The 18,859-nt window shown below is 39.8% G+C and carries 15 protein-coding genes and 2 tRNA genes; 5 read left to right on the forward strand and 12 right to left on the reverse strand.

The features are described from left to right. Positions 1–94: 94 nt before the first annotated feature. Positions 95–1,552 carry a tetratricopeptide repeat protein gene (locus ACI2JM_RS02990; RefSeq protein WP_201553558.1) on the reverse strand — a complete coding sequence of 486 codons (1,458 nt, stop codon included), beginning with the start codon at positions 1,550–1,552 and terminating at the stop codon, positions 95–97. A 104-nt stretch (positions 1,553–1,656) separates the two neighbouring features. Continuing rightward, on the reverse strand, positions 1,657–3,294 hold the full coding sequence (locus tag ACI2JM_RS02995) for a cardiolipin synthase (RefSeq protein WP_404641985.1): 1,638 nt from the start codon (positions 3,292–3,294) through the stop codon (positions 1,657–1,659). Positions 3,295–3,590: 296 nt separating this feature from the next. Between ACI2JM_RS02995 and ACI2JM_RS03000 the strand changes: the two genes are divergently transcribed. Further along, positions 3,591–3,666, forward strand: a tRNA-Val gene (locus tag ACI2JM_RS03000). A gap of 65 nt (positions 3,667–3,731) precedes the next feature. Next, positions 3,732–3,808 (forward strand) — tRNA-Asp (locus ACI2JM_RS03005). Between the two features lie 524 nt (positions 3,809–4,332). Here ACI2JM_RS03005 and ACI2JM_RS03010 read toward each other — a convergent pair. The 7 genes from ACI2JM_RS03010 to ACI2JM_RS03040 form a co-directional block, all read right to left on the reverse strand. Beyond that, positions 4,333–5,481 carry a M20 aminoacylase family protein gene (locus tag ACI2JM_RS03010; RefSeq protein WP_404641987.1) on the reverse strand — a complete coding sequence of 383 codons (1,149 nt, stop codon included), beginning with the start codon at positions 5,479–5,481 and terminating at the stop codon, positions 4,333–4,335. Positions 5,482–5,575: 94 nt separating this feature from the next. Continuing rightward, complete coding sequence (gene dctP / locus ACI2JM_RS03015; protein WP_404641989.1) at positions 5,576–6,616, reverse strand: TRAP transporter substrate-binding protein DctP; 1,041 nt, start codon at positions 6,614–6,616, stop codon at positions 5,576–5,578. A gap of 27 nt (positions 6,617–6,643) precedes the next feature. After that, positions 6,644–7,921, reverse strand: a complete 1,278-nt coding sequence (locus ACI2JM_RS03020) for a TRAP transporter large permease (RefSeq protein ID WP_404641991.1) — start codon at positions 7,919–7,921, stop codon at positions 6,644–6,646. Then, entirely contained in the window at positions 7,911–8,492 is a 582-nt protein-coding gene (locus tag ACI2JM_RS03025) for a TRAP transporter small permease (protein ID WP_404641993.1), read from the reverse strand. The genes ACI2JM_RS03020 and ACI2JM_RS03025 overlap by 11 nt, the downstream gene beginning before the upstream one ends. Before the next feature lie 71 nt (positions 8,493–8,563). Continuing rightward, positions 8,564–9,391 (reverse strand): aspartate/glutamate racemase family protein, encoded by an 828-nt coding sequence (locus ACI2JM_RS03030; protein ID WP_404641995.1) that lies wholly within the window; start codon positions 9,389–9,391, stop codon positions 8,564–8,566. A gap of 4 nt (positions 9,392–9,395) precedes the next feature. Beyond that, the gene (locus tag ACI2JM_RS03035) at positions 9,396–10,997 is read right to left on the reverse strand and encodes a BCCT family transporter (RefSeq protein ID WP_404641997.1); all 1,602 of its coding nucleotides are present in this window, start codon (positions 10,995–10,997) and stop codon (positions 9,396–9,398) included. Positions 10,998–11,015: 18 nt separating this feature from the next. Next, the gene (locus ACI2JM_RS03040) at positions 11,016–12,182 is read right to left on the reverse strand and encodes a M24 family metallopeptidase (RefSeq protein ID WP_404641999.1); all 1,167 of its coding nucleotides are present in this window, start codon (positions 12,180–12,182) and stop codon (positions 11,016–11,018) included. 403 nt (positions 12,183–12,585) lie between these two features. Between ACI2JM_RS03040 and ACI2JM_RS03045 the strand changes: the two genes are divergently transcribed. From ACI2JM_RS03045 to dpaL, 3 genes are all read left to right on the forward strand, one after another. After that, entirely contained in the window at positions 12,586–13,266 is a 681-nt protein-coding gene (locus tag ACI2JM_RS03045) for a transcriptional regulator (protein ID WP_404642001.1), read from the forward strand. A gap of 55 nt (positions 13,267–13,321) precedes the next feature. After that, a complete protein-coding gene (locus ACI2JM_RS03050) occupies positions 13,322–13,705 on the forward strand; it encodes a RidA family protein (protein WP_404642003.1) in 384 nt (127 codons plus the stop codon). 62 nt (positions 13,706–13,767) lie between these two features. Beyond that, positions 13,768–14,943 carry a diaminopropionate ammonia-lyase gene (gene dpaL / locus ACI2JM_RS03055; RefSeq protein WP_404642005.1) on the forward strand — a complete coding sequence of 392 codons (1,176 nt, stop codon included), beginning with the start codon at positions 13,768–13,770 and terminating at the stop codon, positions 14,941–14,943. An 87-nt stretch (positions 14,944–15,030) separates the two neighbouring features. Here dpaL and ACI2JM_RS03060 read toward each other — a convergent pair whose 3' ends face one another. From ACI2JM_RS03060 to ACI2JM_RS03070, 3 genes are read right to left on the reverse strand one after another with little or no spacing between them, the layout of a single operon-like run. Continuing rightward, the gene (locus tag ACI2JM_RS03060; RefSeq protein WP_404642007.1) at positions 15,031–16,662 is read right to left on the reverse strand and encodes an SAVED domain-containing protein; all 1,632 of its coding nucleotides are present in this window, start codon (positions 16,660–16,662) and stop codon (positions 15,031–15,033) included. A gap of 3 nt (positions 16,663–16,665) precedes the next feature. Beyond that, entirely contained in the window at positions 16,666–17,178 is a 513-nt protein-coding gene (locus ACI2JM_RS03065; protein WP_404642009.1) for a Mov34/MPN/PAD-1 family protein, read from the reverse strand. Beyond that, positions 17,163–18,854, reverse strand: a complete 1,692-nt coding sequence (locus ACI2JM_RS03070; RefSeq protein ID WP_404642011.1) for a HesA/MoeB/ThiF family protein — start codon at positions 18,852–18,854, stop codon at positions 17,163–17,165. Before ACI2JM_RS03070 ends, ACI2JM_RS03065 begins: the two co-directional genes overlap by 16 nt. Positions 18,855–18,859: the final 5 nt, after the last annotated feature.

The raw sequence follows: 18,859 nt of genomic DNA on the forward strand, positions 1-18,859 counted from the left end.
ATCGACTATAGTAAGGTGACGGTAAAAAATGCGCCAATTCTACCTGAATTTAGCGATTAACAATACGCTTTACAGCGTGTTGCCATAAAATATTTTAGACAATAATTAGGATCAATATTGCCACTACGAGTAAGGCGGCGAATAACAACTGATAACGCTTCATGCTATGTTGCTCTTGTTTTTGTGTCGTTATCAGCGCTTGCGCCTGTTGCCATTGCCCTACTACGCTCGCCGCTTCCGCATGTCCATTCTTTGCTGCTTGCTCTAGCCAATATTTACCAGTGTCTATATCTTGCGCCACGCCGACCCCTTGGTAATACATCTTGCTTAGTAGGCGCTGCGCACGACTGTCATTTTTGCTAGCTGCCTGCTTAACCCATTCAATCCCTGACGCTGTAGCAGCACGCTTATCAACCGCTAATCCTTCACCAAGTAACTCATACATTGCCAAATGTAGCATGGCAGCACTATTACCCGCCTGCGCCGCCTCTTGTAGTGTTAATAGCGCTTGCTTTTTTGTCGTTAAATGACTCTCTGAAAAGCGCATTTGCGTGCGTGGCTGACTTTGTTTGGCAATGTGTTGCTCAAACTGCTCAAGCACTTTATGGGCTTGCTGATACTCAATATTTCCAGCCGTTTGAACGACTTCTATGTTATCCAGCTCTACGAGCAATTGAGTAAAAATCGCGGGCGTTGGTAATTCTTGAATAGAAGGCACTAACGATGGTAGTGGCTGCTCTAATACCGTATTTTCTGAGGTTGTATGAGGTTGTACTGTTTCTGATTTAGACAGCACAGGCTTAGTGTGGCTCTCTTGCTGAGACAGGTTCTGAGATTTTGGCGCATCATATGGCGTATGACTCAACCTTTGTTTTTCTAACGGTTTCTGACTATCAATCATTTTAATGCGCTCTACACTAGCACTTGTATTTGGTGTGCTGATATTAATGGCTGGTATGATCGAATTAGCCACGTGATTGTCGTACGCATGTGGCAACCTTGCGCTAACCGCTTGATAAAGACCACTCGCCACTTGACCGCCTTGTACCGCCTCAAACGGCCGATCAATATGACCAAATAACCGTAATCCTATCGGCTCTAGGGCAAAAAACAATGACGTAACGCTATTAGCATCAGCCGACTGACAATAGACAACCGCCAGATGTTGATAAAAATCATCGGTTGTAAGAGCCAGTTCAGGATAGCGCTTATGTAGCTCAAACTGTCCATACCAATGCGGCGTACTTTGCCATTGCTGTGCCAATACTCGCCCTGCATAAAACGCCAAAAATACCATAAAGTTACGATAGCGTTCATCGAGCAATAATGTCTCTTCATGCCATCGACCAGTTTTAACCATCTCACGGCGTATGTGCGACAGCAGCGTATCGACTCGCTGTAAGCTGGCCAATGACTCATCTAATATACAATCGCGAAGCTCGCTTTCGTAAGCAATGCCACCAGCGATAGGACGATCCGCTAAAAAGTCTTGCCAATAGCCTGCTGCAATATAGTCAAAGGGCGTTAGAGGTGATGCAGACGATGCATACATAGACAAGCGCATCCTTTATCGGGATAAATTAATAGTAATAAAAATAAGGTCATCATGGGACTAAACTGACATCAGTCGTTTACCTTACCCTAAAATTGAAAATGCTACAATAAAGGACTAAATAAGCGTACCACATTGTCAAACAAACGCTCTGCACCATGGCGCTGTTGCCACTGCTCTAAACTCAAAAAACGGCAACTTTGTAAGTAGACTTCTTGACAATCAGCCACTTGAGCGACCATCTCTGGTGTATAAATGGCCAAGCTCACCTCCATATTTAGATAAAAACTGCGCATATCGATGTTTACAGTACCAAATAAACAATAATCATCATCGATAACCACTGTTTTGGTATGCAACAGACCACCCTTAAACAAGGCAATCGTCACGCCTGCCTCGAGCAGCTCTTGATAATAGGCTTGTGACGCATGCTGTACAAGAAACGAATCCACCTTTTCAGGCACAATCAGCGTCACCTCAACCCCACGTTTGGCAGCGATCGTTAATGCTCCCGAGAGCGCCTCGTCAGGTACAAAATACGGTGTGGTAATGCGAATGCGTTTATTGGCGCGATGAATAACGGTCACCAATGTATTGTAAATCACATGGGCTGTCACTTGCGGTGCGGAGGGTATCAGCTGCGCCAGCACCCCTTCTACCATCGGCATCTTCGGTATCACAATCGATGTCGAGCCGATATTTGGCTGCTTATAATAGTCGATCTCACCAGCCAATACCTTTACCCGACTGTTTAAATCATTAATGGTTGGATTCATCACATATAGTTTACGAGTATAGCCATTGACGCGCTGATTGAGCGCGTCTAAATTGTCGTTATTTTCCGCACCAATATCCGTGGCCACCACGATTGCCATGGCTGTCGTAATACTAATAGAGTGTTGACTGGTCGTGCGTATCGCCACATCGATCCACTGTCCAACGTTTTTATTTTGTTTAAAAAATCTTGGATCGACCAAGTTAAAGCTACCGATATAGCCAATGTGCTCATCAATCACCACAATTTTACGATGATTGCGCAAGTCAGAGCGCTTAAATAGCGTTTTAAACAAACCCACTGGTAGTGACTGATGGACAAAAACACCTGCTTTTTCTAAAATACGATGCGCGCTACTATTAAAAAAACTAAAGCTGCCCACGCTATCGGCCAAGATATGACACTCAATACCACGCTGCGCTGCCGCTGACAGCGCCTCTATCACCTCTAGTACTTGTCCTTTAGGATAAACAATATAAAACTCCATCAAGATAATACTCTGAGCGGCATTGATATCTTCGATTAATCTCTGAAAAATAGTATGAGGATCTGTCAATAGCTGCATATTGTGATTAGGAAACACGCCCAGCCCCGTCCAACGCGTGCCTATTTGACTGACACCTCGATAGTTGGCTGGCAGCAGCTCTTGTCCCTGATCAAAAACCAAATTCTCACGCCGTGCCATATCATTCATCAATAAGCTTGCTTGGTCTACCCGTTGACGATAGCGCCGCCCTATCATCGGCTCACCCAATAGTATATAAGCGATAAAACCAAAAAGAGGCAAGGTATAGAGCACAGCAATCCAAGCAATAGACACACCGATATTGCGCTGCACTGACACAACACGTAGCGTCATTACTATCATGAGAACAATATGCAATACCAGACCCAAGCCTGCGAAGTCTCCCCAAGACCAGGTCGTAAAAGTTTGTTCAATAGTGGAATTTTCTATGCCCGCCTCCAACAATCAACATAAAATAAAGCATGAGTCGTAAAACACCCTCAATAGTATAGTAGTTTTTGACCATCAAACAATGACTAACCATAATAAGTTTTTAGGCAGCAACCTTAGTAAACACGTGCCTCAGACTACTATTAATAATAACTTTCAGACAGTATTTTCAATTATTTTTCAAAATAGTTAAAAAACTGTTTGACAGCCATGTGTAAATCTATATAATACACACCCACAGCAGCAGAGCTTAGTGACAAACTTAGAGCTCAGTTGATGTTGAATAAATTGCATAGCAATTGTTCGAAGGGTGATTAGCTCAGTTGGTAGAGCGTCTGCCTTACACGCAGAATGTCGGCGGTTCGAATCCGTCATCACCCACCACTATTTAGTATAGCGTTACTCTCAAGTAGTAGGCTAAGTGGTTAAATAAACTAAGTACGACCTAAGCAGCGGTAGTTCAGTTGGTTAGAATACCGGCCTGTCACGCCGGGGGTCGCGGGTTCGAGTCCCGTCCGCTGCGCCATATTTAAAACGAATTTAGACTCTCGAGTTTAAGCAAGTTTCGCCCCATGTATTAGTTTACTTGGGGTTTTTTTGTGTTTGGTTTTCCTCTTGAACCCTTTCTTTATAAGGGCTGGACGCTTTCTCTCTATTCATCTTTATCAAATGGTCTACTCTTTGACAATGCATGAATGATAATTTTTTGCGCATGAGCTCTATCTTTTGAAAGTCGGTGACCAAGTACTCGGTGACCAAACGGTGACCATTTTGTGACCAAGGTTATTAAAATTTGCTGACGGTAACTAATCCCCAAATTTTATGCTTATCGATAAGTTCAGGAGCTTACAGTATCAATATCAATATCAATATCAAACTAAGTTTGAGATAAAGATAGAAGCCTCTCTATCTATTTACCCATGATCACTTCGTTAATTTCAATGCAAAATGTTACCGCCCATTCTCCAAATATAATTAGATTTAAAAAAGGGTTACAACCTTTAGGTCCTAACCCTTTTATTAAACGAGAAACACAAGTTATTATAAATATTAGTTAAGCTGATCATTTACTAAAGTTACCCAGTAATCTATACCTATAGATAGAATATCGTCATTAAAATCGTAAAGTGGATTATGCAAAGCGGTACCACCACATTCGCCTTCGCCATTACCGATTAAAATATAGCAGCCGCTAACTTCGCGTAACATAAATGAGAAATCTTCACTAATAGTGTAACGCTCACAGTTACCATTGACGTTTTCAGCGCCTACTACTGTTTCTGCAGCTTTTACTGCGTGAATAGTCTGCTCTGGTGTATTTATAGTGGATAAGTAACTATTATTAAAATAATACTCATAATCCACTCCTGCTGACATGCATTGACCGGCTACAATACGTTCAATGGCTTTTTCAATTTTATGCAGTGCTGAATCAGTAAAGCTACGGGTATCTCCAGTGATAGTTACTGTAGAAGGTATAACATTTACCGTGCCATTGGTTTCAAAGTTAGTCACTGAAATCACAGCAGTTTCATCGATCGCACTTAAGTTGCGTGATACGATCGTCTGTAGTGCAGTAACGACTTGCGCACCAACAACAATTGGATCAGTACCCATGTGTGGTAGTGCCGCATGACCACCAGTGGCTTTGATGACGATTTTAAAACTGCTTTCACTAGCCATAAGGGCATTTGGACGCGTAACAAATTTACCTTTTGCCACGCCAGGTATATTATGCATACCGTAAACTGCATCCATATTCCAGCGAGTGAATAACCCATCAGTAATCATCGCTTTAGCGCCAGTACCACGTTCTTCGTCAGGCTGAAAAATAAAGTAAATGGTTCCATCAAAGCTTTTACTCTCAGCAAGCATATGAGCAGCACCAAGTAACATGGCGGTATGGCCGTCATGACCACAAGCATGCATAACCCCATCATTCTTTGATACATGACTAAAGCTGTTCTGTTCATGGATTTGCAAAGCATCCATATCAGCACGTAGACCGATTGAGCGTTCGCTTGTACCATTGTTTAAGATACCAACCACACCAGTCCCACCAATACCGCGATGGACCTCTAAACCAAACTCCTCTAGTTTATCAGCGACGAATTCTGCGGTTTTGAACTCTTTGGTGCTCAGTTCAGGATGTTTATGTATATGATGACGCCATTCGATGACTTTGTTTGCGAATGTCATAATTTTTTCCTTATAATTTTAAAAAAGGGCTACATTGAATGTAACCCACACTTGATTCAGCTTGACCATCACTATTCAATCATGAGCTTTGCAGTTATTTCTTATTAAAGGCCTCTAATTCCATCTCCATATCTTCAAGGATTTTGGCAGATCTTTCACCTGCGTTTTTCTTGAAATAATCTCGAACAGGAAGTGCTGCAGCTTTAAATTTTGCCGTTTGTTCATCAGATAAATTAACTACTTTGACATTTTCAGCAAGTACTTTTCCAGCATCCTCATTGGCTTTTTTCTGAAGCTCAAAAGCGTAGTCATGCATCTCATCTATAGTTTCCTTCAAAATGACTTGAAGGTCTTTAGGTAGAGAGTTGAAATACTTATCATTAACAAATACACCCTCCAAGTACATGATGTGATTAGACATGATTAGATAATCTTGAACCTCATACCATTTCATATCAACAAGAGCACCAAGTGGATTCTCCACACCAGAAACCATATTTAATTGTAACCCGCTATATACATCAGTATATGAGACAGGCGTAGGATTTGCATTGTAGGCTTCATAGTTTTTGACGATAAGAGGCGTATCCATGGTTCTAAAAGCCATTCCGTCAAAGTCAGATGGACTTTGTATATTCTTTTTAGTTAGCCATTGACTGCCACCTAGAGGCCAGAGATCCATCAGCTTAAGGTTTTTTTCTGCATAAATAGCAGGCAAGTCAGTATTTGCTACTTTACTTTCATCTAAAAAATCGTAAGATTCTTTTACATCAGTTGGAAGAAGATAATGGAGAGCAAAAATTTGACCTTCAGGTATGATTGTTGCAACATTTCCAGGGCTCATAATAGCCATTTGCGTGGCACCTGTTAGAAGGTGATCAACCAAATCCACTCCTACTCCTAACTGGCCCACCTGAAATATCTCAAACTTCATTCTACCATTACTTTTTTCCTCAACTCTCTTCGCTAGTTCTTTAGCATAAAGATCAGGAACAGTATCTGCGTATTCTTCATGAGTCACTTTAACTGTATATACTTTATTTGGATCGTCTGTAGACGCACTTTCATTAGAACCACAGCCGAAAAGTAGTGGTAATGATAGAGCAAGAGCGAGGAATGACTTCATATTTTTCATTGCATTAAATCCTTTAATTGCAAAAAATTATTGAGTGAGGCTTCCTAGAAATAATGATATTCCAGGGAAGGCGGAGACGAGTACGCAAGCTATTAGTAACATAGCAATGTAAGGGGTCTCATTTTTTATGACCTTTAAATAAGGTTGATCAAAAATAGCACTACAGGTAAAAATACTAGTACCAAATGGCGGTGTTCCTGAGCCAATAGCGACTTGTAAAGTAACGATAATTCCAAGGTGAACGAGGTCTATACCAGCAGCCGAAGCAATGGGTACAAATATTGGTGTGAGAATTAGAATAACAACAATAGCTTCGACAAACATACAGCCGATGAAAAAGAAAATATTGACTATCAGAAGTATAGTGAAGATAGATGGGTCGTTTCCTAAAAGTCCTTCAGCGATTAATTGTGGCACTCTAGCGTAAGAAATAATCCAAGAGAAAGCAGCGCCTACTGCAACAAGAATGAAAACAACAGTAGTGATCACTCCCGTTGATAAGGCTATGTTATAAATCTCTTGAATCTTGATACTCTTATAAAAACCTACTTCTACGATTATCGCGTAGAGTACTGCAGCAGCTGCTGCTTCAGTGGGGCTGAATATTCCTGTATAAATACCTCCCATAATGATTAATGGAAACCCAAAAGCAAGAAGGCACTTTTTTGTTGCTAGCCATCTTTGTTTATTTGAAGCCTTTTTTAAGCTTGGGATCTTTTTAGCCTTTGCATAAAAGGCACTATAGATAGAGAATATTATTAAGATAAGAATCGCAGGTCCTATACCCGCGATAAATAAATCACCGATAGAAGCACCACTAGCAACCCCATAAACAATCATTCCTAAACTGGGAGGAATTAGGTAGGCCAAGTTACTAGAGTTAATAATCAGAGCCATGACTTCACTATCATCATAGCCGTTATCAAGGAGTCTTTGACGGACTGGGCGTCCGACAGCCACTACCGTAGCCTGTGTTGATCCAGAAATAGAACCAAAAAGCGCGCAGGTCAAAGCTGTTGTTGTTGCCATGCCACCAGGAAGGTGACCTACGTAACTTTCGACAAAATCAAGCAACCGTTTCGAGGTTTGTCCTGTACACATAATGTCTGCTGCAAGCATAAACATTGGAATAGCTAACAATACTGGACTCTGTACGCCAAGAACCATTTGCTGAACAGAAGTAAAAGCTTCAACATCAGGCATGAAGAAAATCATGTAAAAAAGCGTTGAAAACAACATAGTCATCATCATGGGAAAACCCATGAGAAGCAGGATAATCATAACGACTAAGAGGCTAATTAACATTTTTGCCTCCTTCGTTTGTTTTGTCATCAACAGTATATAAGTCGGATTCCATTCCATCACCTCCATCTATTTTTTCTGTCCCAATATACAATTGAGGCTCTTTTATATTAACAATGACGTTCAAAAAATATTGAATAGCACCTAAACCAAAACCGATAGGAACAACAAGTTGTATAATCCATGCTGGTAATTCAAGGGCTGAAGTCACACGTCCCAACATTTTAGTATGCTGAATATATTCGTAGGCGATGTAACAGACATATAAATAGGTGATACAGGTTAAGATAGAGATAATAATGATTAACACTTTTTGCGCTTTAAAAGGCACAGCATCAAAAAGCGCAGACATTCGAATATGGCGTCCCTTTCTAGCGGCATAACCAATACCGCTAAAAGTAACTATAATAAGGAGCGTTGCGCCAATCTCATCTGCTGCAGGAATACTATTAGCAAAGACTTTTCTAGCTATAACGTTTGCAATTAAAGTAACGGCCATCAATATGATACTGGCAGCAAGAATCCATTCTGTTATCATCGAGACGAAATCATCGATTTTATTGAATATACCCATCTAAGTTCCTTTTAAATTAAGAGGCCTATCAAGTTTCTTGGCTTCTTATTCCTTTAAATACTAATATTAATTTATATGTTTAACAGTCTTCCATAGCCTGGACACTTGGCTTGATTACCAGTCAAATTTATAGCATGCCAAAATAATGCTGAATTGCTGCAAACTACGGGTAAATTAAAAATACTTTCCATCTCTTCAATGTAATCTAGCACTCTCAGATTCGTACAGGAAAGAAATACTACTTCAGCACCCGAGTCAGGTATTAGTTGATGTAGTGCCGCAAATACTGACTCCTTTGACACTGTGGTAATTTCAGTATCTTTTTCTATACCTAAAGATCCTAATACAGACACTTCAAAACCTGCACTGATCAGTTGTTGATAAAGTGGAAAATTCACTTCTGTTGTATATGGTGAGAAGACAGCTACTTTGGTAGCACCGAGATGCTTAAAGGAAGCTTGAGCCGCTGTCCACGGATTGGTAGTTGGAATACCGCCTCTATTCTTAGTCAATAATTCAGCCACCTTTTGCTCACCAATAATAATTGATGCAGAAGTGCAACCAAATGCCATAACATCCATTGGTAAACCAGTTGCAATTAGATCAGATGCCTCACTAATGCCTGTTGCAATTTGATCAAGTGCTTTTGGAGTCATTTCACTACTATAAAAAACCCGAGTACTAAATACAGCCGCTTGTGAGCCGATAAGCTTGGCCCAATCCATTTCTAATGAGTGATCTGTGCTCAACTGGACAAGACCTATATGAACCCTTTCAATGCGTTCTGCACAAATATAACTAAGAGGGGTCTCAAACTTTCTAAATTCATCTATTGTTAGCATATTAATGACCCCTTTATTAAAAATAGCTCTTTTAGTTATGTAGCTTGATAAACTCACTACTCTATTGTTTCTTTTTTAATACGGTACTTTCAGTAAGGGCGATCGGCTCTTGTTTTATATTAGAATCACCACGTTTCGGATCAGAGGTTGAGCCGTCAGTAAACTCAGCACGTAGCATTTTGAAGGTGCTAGCGACGCATAAGAAAAGGACAAACATAAGCGGTAGTGCAAATATCAAGCTGATGCTTTGTAATAGATCAATACCCGTTTTACTACTTACCATTAAAGTAAGTGCCATGGCAGATTGAGCAATTACCCAGATAATTTTCATTTTATTACTGGGGTTGTTTGTTCCATTTTCACTCATACTGGCTAAGGTAAAAGTAGAGCTGTTTAGTGAAGTAATAAAGCAAGTAAAGAGTGCAATGACTACCCCAAACGAGATAACTTTACCCATTGGAAAATCTTCTAGCACAATGAAGGTGGCCGCTTTTGATGATGCTGCCGCTGCTTCTAGTACCGCTGGCTCAGATTGAATGCCAATAGTGCCAAAGAATGCAACCCACAAGAAAATACCAATGCAAGGCAAGATCATAGAGCCTAAGATAAATTCACGTATAGTGCGTCCTTTGGAGACTCGAGCAATAAATGGACCGACAAAGGGTGCCCAAGCGATAGCCCATGCATAATAATAAATTGGCCAGCCACGTATCCAAGGCGCTTCCTCTTCTGCTGCGAATGTCGGTAACATCAACGCATCTTTAAAGAAATCATTAATATAATTACCTATAGAGTCAAAGTAGACATTAATCATGGTTGTGGTCGGTCCCACAATTCCCACTAACAGAATAAGTCCAATTAGCAAATAAGCGTTATAGTCGGAGAGCAGTTTAATGCCCTTTTCTAGACCCGTTGTCGTACATAAGATAGTTATTAAAGCAATAAAACCAACAAGTAAAAAAACTATCCACGGTGCATCAGGCGTGCCAAACAGATATGAAAAACTAACACCTAATGACAGCCCACTTTGTCCTAATGAGGTCGATATACCAGCAATGGCGCCGAATACACAAATTAAGTTGACTAGCTTACCTAGATTGCCGTTTGCCTTGTCACGTCCCCAAGGGATAAGAATATTACTAATAAGACCACTCTCATTTTTACGGTATATTAAGTACCCAACGGCAAGACCAACTACTGAAAATGCCGACCATGCCTGAATACCCTGATGGATAAAGCTTTGCTTCATCGCAAATTCTGCTGCTTCTGCTGTCTGTGGGAGAATACCTGTAGTAGATAACGGCTCCATATAGTGGTATACAGGCTCTGCCACACCCCAATACAACATAACCGTACCCATACCAGCAGAGAACAGCATACCTATCCAAGAAAAAGTGCTAAATTCAGGTTTAGCATCATCAGGGCCGAGCTTGATGTTGCCATATTTGCTAAATGCTAGATAGAACATAGACATGATAAAAAAGAAGGAGCCCGCCATATATATCCAACCGAAGGTATCGGTTAAATAAGTCATGGTTCCAATACCTACGGTATAAAGCTGATCTGGGAATAATATCCCTGCTATCACCACTAGAATAATAAAGCTCATAGTGCTGATAAATATTAGCTTACCTTGTGTTGCATCCGCATGTTTAACTGACATAGTCGTTTCTCCTGCGGACTATTTGATTATAATAAGTTCAGGCTCAGCACGCTCGCTTAGCCACTCTGCGCCATCTTCTGTAATCACAATATTCTCTTCATGTACCATAGACTTACCTGGTGCATATACCATACCGGGCTCAAGAGTCAGCACCATGCCTGGCATAAGAATAGTGTTGTCGGTTGCGGTATGAGAAGGTCGCTCGGTCAACTCAATGCCTAGACCATGGCCAAGACGACCAACATCATTACCTAGAGCACCATTCGCCTCTAATACTCCCCACATAGCGTTATAAATATCTGTAGTTGTAGCCCCAGGTCGTGCCGCTTCAAAACCTTTTGTTGTGGCCTCATAGGTAGCACGATAAGCAGCTTTTGTCTGTTCGCTGGCATGCCCAAAAGCCCAGTTTCGATCGAAGTCAGAGAAGTATCCATCGCGTACGGCACCAGTATCAATAATTAGCACATCGCCTTCTTCAATGACACGATCTGTCGGGCCCATAATAATACTGTCATAACCATCAGGTCCGGAACCTGCAATGATATATGGACAGGCGTCTGCGCCTTCTTGCAACATATCAATACGAAGTTGTTTACAGATTTCACGTTCAGTCATACCGACACGAGCATAATAAGGAAGCTTGGCAAAACCATGATTAGTAATGCGGCAAATTTCACGCGTTTTTTCAATCTCAGCTTGAGATTTAATTTGTCGCAATTCGTGCACAGCTAAAGATACATCAACAAAATCTTTTTTTACCATTTTGGTAAGTTTGAGATAATTGTTGATTGGCATACGTAAGTGGGACTCAATACCTAGAGTTGCGCCCACACGACCATGACGACAAGGCAAAGTATTTAATGCACTAAAGACAAGGCTTATTCCATCATCTTCAGGACGCGGTGACGGCCAAGTAATAATGTTATCAATCCAAGTTTCTGCCATACCACTAGCACCGATCTCAGGCACTATAGCAATAGGTTTTCCTTCAGCGGGTATAATAAGAAACCAAGGACGTGTTGGGCTCTGCCAAAACTGGGTAAGAAATCCTGTGAAGTAGCGTATGTTTGGCTCGGTAGTAAAGAACATGGCGTCGAGCTTCATATCGTGCATGATTTTTTGAGCGCGGGCAGTTCTTTTTTCAAATTCAGAGTGATCGAAACCACGTTGGAGATAATTAATCATAATGACATCTTCCCTGTTATCACGGTAATGCAAACTATAAAGGACACAGAAGTGAACGATAGATAATGCGATTTCTATATTTATTTATATTATATATACATAAATAAACAACTTGTAATAGTTAAATATATTATCTGTTATAACGCGATAAAATAATTAATATTATGTTACTTTATGTAAATTTTATTAGCCTACCTCTTATACAGTAAGCACATTAAGCAATATTACATTAAGCAAATACAGATTAAGAGTGATATATCAAAGTTACATTTAGTTAACTTATCGGTTGATTTACTCTCAGACTTATGGTTTTATAGTGGTGCGAGTATGATTTCAAGCTTGCATTTCTACCTTAGTAAGACCATGATAATCAGCATATTCAGTTAACAATAGTGGTTTACAAATGGAACAAAAAGTATTTACGGCACTAAACGCAGAATTCACAGATGAAGATGCGAAGTTCTTAGAAACTTATTTTCGACTTGCTGACACAATCGCTGACTTGATAGGTCCTCATTGCGAAATAGTGATTCATTCATTTGCAAGCTTTGAGCAATCAGTCGTTAAAATAGTCAATGGTCACCATACTGGCCGTACCGTCTATTCACCTATCACAGATGTAGGGCTAAAAATGCTCAGCCAGTTTAAAAAAACAGGGGAAGTAGCACCAAAAAGTTACTTTACTACTAGTAAAGGCGGCGCTTTGCTTAAATCAACGACTTGTGTATTAGCGGGTGAGGCTGGTAAGCCAATTGGATTGTTCTGTATAAATATGAACTTATCCTGCCCTTTTCCAGAAATCATTCAAACATTGATGCCGGATATGGCCAGTTTACATACTAGCGTTAATGAAAATTTTAGTTCTTCAGCCACAGATGTGATTGAGCAAGCTCTCGATAATGCTGTTTTGGAAGTTGACAATGATCCTTCAGTCAATCAAAAAGGCAGAAATAAAGCTATTACTAAAGTATTACTTGAAAACGAAATATTTGAATTTAAAGAAGCTACGGCAATGGTATCTGAACACTTAGGAATAACTCGCCATGCTATTTATAAATACATTCGTGAATTTAAATCTGAATAAATAGTTGAATTTTTGATCTTCCTATAATTTTATTAACCCTATAAAAGAGATGATTATGAAAAACACAGTCCACACCGATTCAGCACCAGCCGCTATCGGCCCTTACTCTCAAGGTATGGCGTTTAAAGAATTAGTATTTACTTCAGGTCAGTTGCCTTTAGACCCTAAGACTATGGTGTTTGTAGAAGGAGGTATTGAAGAACAGGCTCGCCAATCATTAGCTAATCTAAAAGCGGTGCTTGAAGCAGGTGGTGCATCTTTAGATTCAGTATTAAAAACTACTTGCTTGCTATCTGATATGAAAGACTTTGCTGCTTTCAACGATGTTTATACTGAAGTATTCGGTACTGAGGCTGCACCAAGTCGCACTTGTTTTGAGGCCGCTCGCTTACCAAAAGATGCGTTGATAGAAATAGAAGCCATCGCTTTTATCAACTAATCTATAAGTTAATTCTATTGATCGTAGCCATGGCTTTATCTTTATGCTTTTGAGAGAATTGTATGATTAACATTATTAAAAATAACTTCTATACCGGTAAAAAATCAGAAATTTTCAATGCTGATTTTATGAGCCAAGTACGCGACTTTCACCATCAAATTGACGACTATCAGCCAACGCCCTTGGTGTCACTGCCTTTGTTGGCTAAAAGACTGGGGGTAAAATCAATTTTGATTAAAGATGAGGCGCATCGTTTTGGACTTAAAGCCTATAAGGGACTTGGTGGCTCTTATGCTCTAGGACAGTTGTTAGCTGAACATCTTGATGTTGATATAGCACAGATTGATCTAAAGACCGTTTCTGAAAAGTTAGACGAGCCATTAGTATTTACTACTGCGACCGCTGGTAATCATGGTACTGGCGTGGCGTGGGCCGCGCAAAAAATGGGACAGAAGGCAGTCGTTTATATGCCCATGGGATCACCAGTAGCCAGTGTTGAGCGTATTCGCAAGCTCGGTGCAGAATGTATTGTTACGGATGTCAATTACGATGATACCGTACGCCTAGCTAGCAAAACTGCAGAAGAAAATGGTTGGATTTTAGTACAGGATACGGCTTGGGAGGGCTACGAGAAAATCCCAACGTGGATCTCTCAAGGTTATATGACTATGCCTGATGAAGCGATTGAACAAGCCGAAGCTATGAATGAAGGGAAAATTACTCATGTCATGCTGCAAGCTGGTGTGGGTTCAATGGCAGGTGGTGTTTTAGGCTATTTAGTAGATAAGCTTGGTGTGGACAGTTTTCATACTATTATCGCCGAACCTGACGCTGCGGACTGTCTCTATCGCTCGGGCAATAGCGCTGACGGAAATATGGTCAATGTCACAGGTCAACTAGATACTATAATGGCAGGTCTCGCTTGCGGTGAGCCAAATCCCGTCACTTGGCCTGTGTTAAGAGACAACAGCAGCTATTTTGCCTCTGTAGATGATAGTGTTTCAGCAATAGGCATGCGCGTTTTAGGCAATCCTTTGTCAGGCGATACTGCTATTACTAGTGGTGAATCAGGCGCTATCACTTTTGGCTTGCTCTATAAGCTATGTAGCGATACTTCAAATAAAAAGCTTCGTGACGAGTTGGGGTTAAATCAAGATTCAACTGTGTTAATTTTTAATACTGAAGGCGATACCAATCCAAGTAGATATAGAGATGTAGTATGGGAGGCTAAATACTAGGTTTTATCAATTATATTTCGTACTTAATCTGACATTCTTTAAAATTTATACGATAGTCAGATTAAGTTTCTTTAATATGTACAAGTGCTATGCACAATCCGCTATAACACATTCAATGACCGTAGTATTGCTATCATTATATATCCTAAGTTTAGGCTCCATCATCCCGGTTCCATAGTCGTAGACTATAAACTCAGGCTGAAATCTATCTACAGCTTGACCAATATATACACAGGCCGCATTTGAGGCACAAACTAATAGATGTACTGTTTTGATACCATGCATTTGATTCAAGTTAGTAAAAATCTCCTTAAGTCTATTAGCTAGTTTCTCACCCTCAAGTGGATGCGCTATTGCGCCATTACCGTATCCGTAACTCTGAGGAGGATATATATTTATTACTGGAAGCTTGTCTTGGGCTTGCTGATTAAGATGGTCAATTGTTAAATCAATCATTTCAGCATCTGCAGTTAGTTTAACGCTAACAATGACCACTGATTGATCTGAGTCAATCTCTGGCTCATCAATAATAAACGCATCTTCCCTAGGATTTACTCCAGGCCACATCCAACTACTAGCATCTCTGTAACGCAGCATTGGCATTAATTTGGATTTATTACCAAACTTCGCACCAAAACCTATTAAAGCAAAAGTTGGACCTAAAACAAATACTGCTGCGCCAGACCCTTCAGTTTGATCATGAATTTTATTAACACATTTTTCGATATACCTTGAAGCATTCTCTTCAAAACTATTATCACTATCCATTGACTCACTTGCACCAGCGTTCACGCTAATAATATAGTCTGATGCTCTATGTTCAAATACACTTAGGGACTTTGATATTGCTACCGAATTAGGCTTTTCTACATGCTGACTGTTTACACCCCAAGGAATAAAGAAAATATCAACTGGCGTATAATTTAGAGCATCAAGCAATTTGTTGCACAAATAAACATGCTCTTCACGCATTTTAGTTAATAATGGCGCTGGATAATATGAGCTTGCAATTCTGTCTACCAAGCGATGATGTATGTCACACAGTAGTAAAACATTACTAGCAGCATTGGATAATAAATGTGATAGATATAGCGTTCCTCTAGGACCCTTAGTAGAGGACGCAATGTTATGAGCCAAATAACCGTAATTACCGTCGTAACCAGTTAATCCATCAACATCTAAGCGTTGTCCACAACCTCTGAACATACATCGTCCATGGCTATCATCCATAACTTTACGCTTAATATAGACATCAAAATTTTCCCCTCTACCACCACCATTATTTTTCAAAATTAAATCATCTACGAAAAACTTTAGAGACTCATTAGTTACAGAGTATGAGCTTTGCGGACAATTAGACCATAAAGACATAACATCATTATTCTGCTTTATATTTTTAGTTTCAAAAGCTTCAACTTCAGAGATTTTATAATCCACCGTTATTTCAAAATTGTTGCTTAAGTATTGAATGAATAAGTGATTGTCATCATCTGTCAGAGAAAACCTAAAAACATCTGTTAATTCACCGTCATTGAACAGTAGTGTCATTAAGTTATGGTAGCTTGCGTCTGAAAGAAAGCCAACACGATCCCATTGCAATCCTGTTTCTCTAAGATGATCGAGATATTGTTTGGCCGAGTCAAGATCGGTAAATATAGTCTTATTTAGGGCTTGATCTTGCGAAGTCTGAGTTCCCGCAGATGGATTATTTGCAGTCATTTTTTAATTATCCTTATCATAAAAGGGTAAATAGCCTAAAAATATTTTAGAGTTTTGAGAGTAGGCAATCCAAAAGCCAATATGACTAGTACCAACGATGACATACAAAATACGTTCCGATAAATATTTAGAGCTAGCAAATTGACTCGCTAAATCATTTAAGTCGGTATTAGATGGATTAGGTTTTGGCTCAGGGTGTGTATGCCATAACCCTAGCAGACCGCCATAACCATTAGTCTCCTTCCAATATTTTTTGAGAGCTTTATTGTGAGATTTGGAACGAAAGAAAGTGGTGCGAGTACGATTATCTCTGAACATGGGCGTAGTTAAGTCGTCTACCAGTATAGTATGACTATCTGGATAGTATCTGCCTAATAATATACCGCCAGCTTCCTTTGATCTTACGTGCGATTGTCTAAAACCGAACCAAGCGGCTATTACAGACTCTGATATTGCGCCATCGTATGCTTTATCATTTTCCTTCCATACGATGCGGTTGTTTAGGTACTGCAACATGAACACCCTGCGACTTTAACGGAGATTAGTGGCTGTGAATAATAACCACCATTTTGTAGAGTTGCCTCATGGTGCTTAGTAGCTTCTAAGCCATAGTCAATCGGTAATTTATTAGTAGCGCACCACGATTGTAATCCAGTTTTAAGTTCAATCACGAACTCAGCCATAATCACTGCTGTTTTCATAGCATGGACTGAACCATATGCTGTGAACGCTCCAGCGCATCCAGTAATATTTTTTGATAAAACTATGCCTGAAGGGTTACTAAACAAACTGGTCTTTATATAATTTGAATGATCGCTGTCTTCATCGTAGTAAAGACACTTCAAACAAGCATCGTTATTGCTTCTGAATCCTAAAATATGACCGCCCAATCCGTAAGCCTCTAGCCAACCAGATACAACATGAACATTCGCCTTGTAAGTATATAAGCGGCGGCACACCTCTAGTTCTGTTGGAGGATGACCAGTAGCTAACACTATGGAATGAATTTCAGATAGCTGTTCACTATTTTGATTAATGAGCCAGTTTAAAATATTAGCCCTGTAAGCTACTACTTCTAACTCAGGTATGTTTTGCTGGAGACGATTTTTAAGAGCACTAACTTTAGACTGGTTGACATCTTGTACTCCAAGGTAATGTCGCATAATATTGTCGGTTTTCATATCATCATAATCGACCAGTATTAATTTATCGACATCTGACTCAGCCAGTATTTCTGCAATTCTTGACCCAACTGAACCGCAGCCAGCTATCACAACGGTCTTTTTACTTAGAAATTGAGACTCAATACCAGTACGATTTAGTAAGTATTCACGCCAGCCACGCTGTAAAGTTTGAACCTTGAAATTACGATACTTATTTGAAGTCATATCCTGATAATAGGAAACGATCAAGTATGTATGCATTTTGGGTGTGGGTATCTCTAAGAGAACAATTTTAAAATTACTTTTTTTCTGCAAGCTAGCCAACTGATTTTCACTGAATTTTAATATTTGTTGCTTCCACCAGTTTTTATCAAATGACTCAAAAAGATCAGGAATAACAAAATCCTCAATACGAGGTAAGGATATCTTAGTTACTTTTATAGCAGTATAAGGGCTAGAGCTAGGTGGATGTTGGCTAGCACCATCTACTAAATATTTAATGTGATAAAACTGAGGTGTATTACGTTGTCTCGTACAATTAATACACCATGCGTATAAACTATCAGATTGATTTAGATTGTGTGTCGCAACAATAACTGGTGCATCTGACACGATTGTCTGGTTATAACCATCAATTTCTTCGTATAGAGCAATCCTGTTACTAGCTTGATACGACTTAAGAGAGTTCGTAAGAATGTCTATAGCCGTATCTACAGCATATTTAAAAAGACCAAATAACTCACCGCTATCAAACATCTCACCTTGATGATCTGTAACACATATCAAGCCATCGTTACCTACATGATCTAATGCTGGTAAGTTACACTTAGCAATCGATACTGTAGGTAATGCTAGCCAACGCTTTTGATCAACATATTTGACTGATAAAGGAACTATCTGACCATGAATATCTAAATCAAAGCCGATAGCTATAAAACCATCCTTTTTATCATGGCTCTCAATGCTTTTGCCACCAAGAGATTGAATATGCATCTCAAAGCTTTGTTGAAGGTTTTGGCTGATTGTCATGACAT

The organism is Psychrobacter sp. NPDC064578, from assembly GCF_044901245.1.
GTDB classification, from domain to species: Bacteria; Pseudomonadota; Gammaproteobacteria; order Pseudomonadales; family Moraxellaceae; genus Psychrobacter; species Psychrobacter cibarius_C.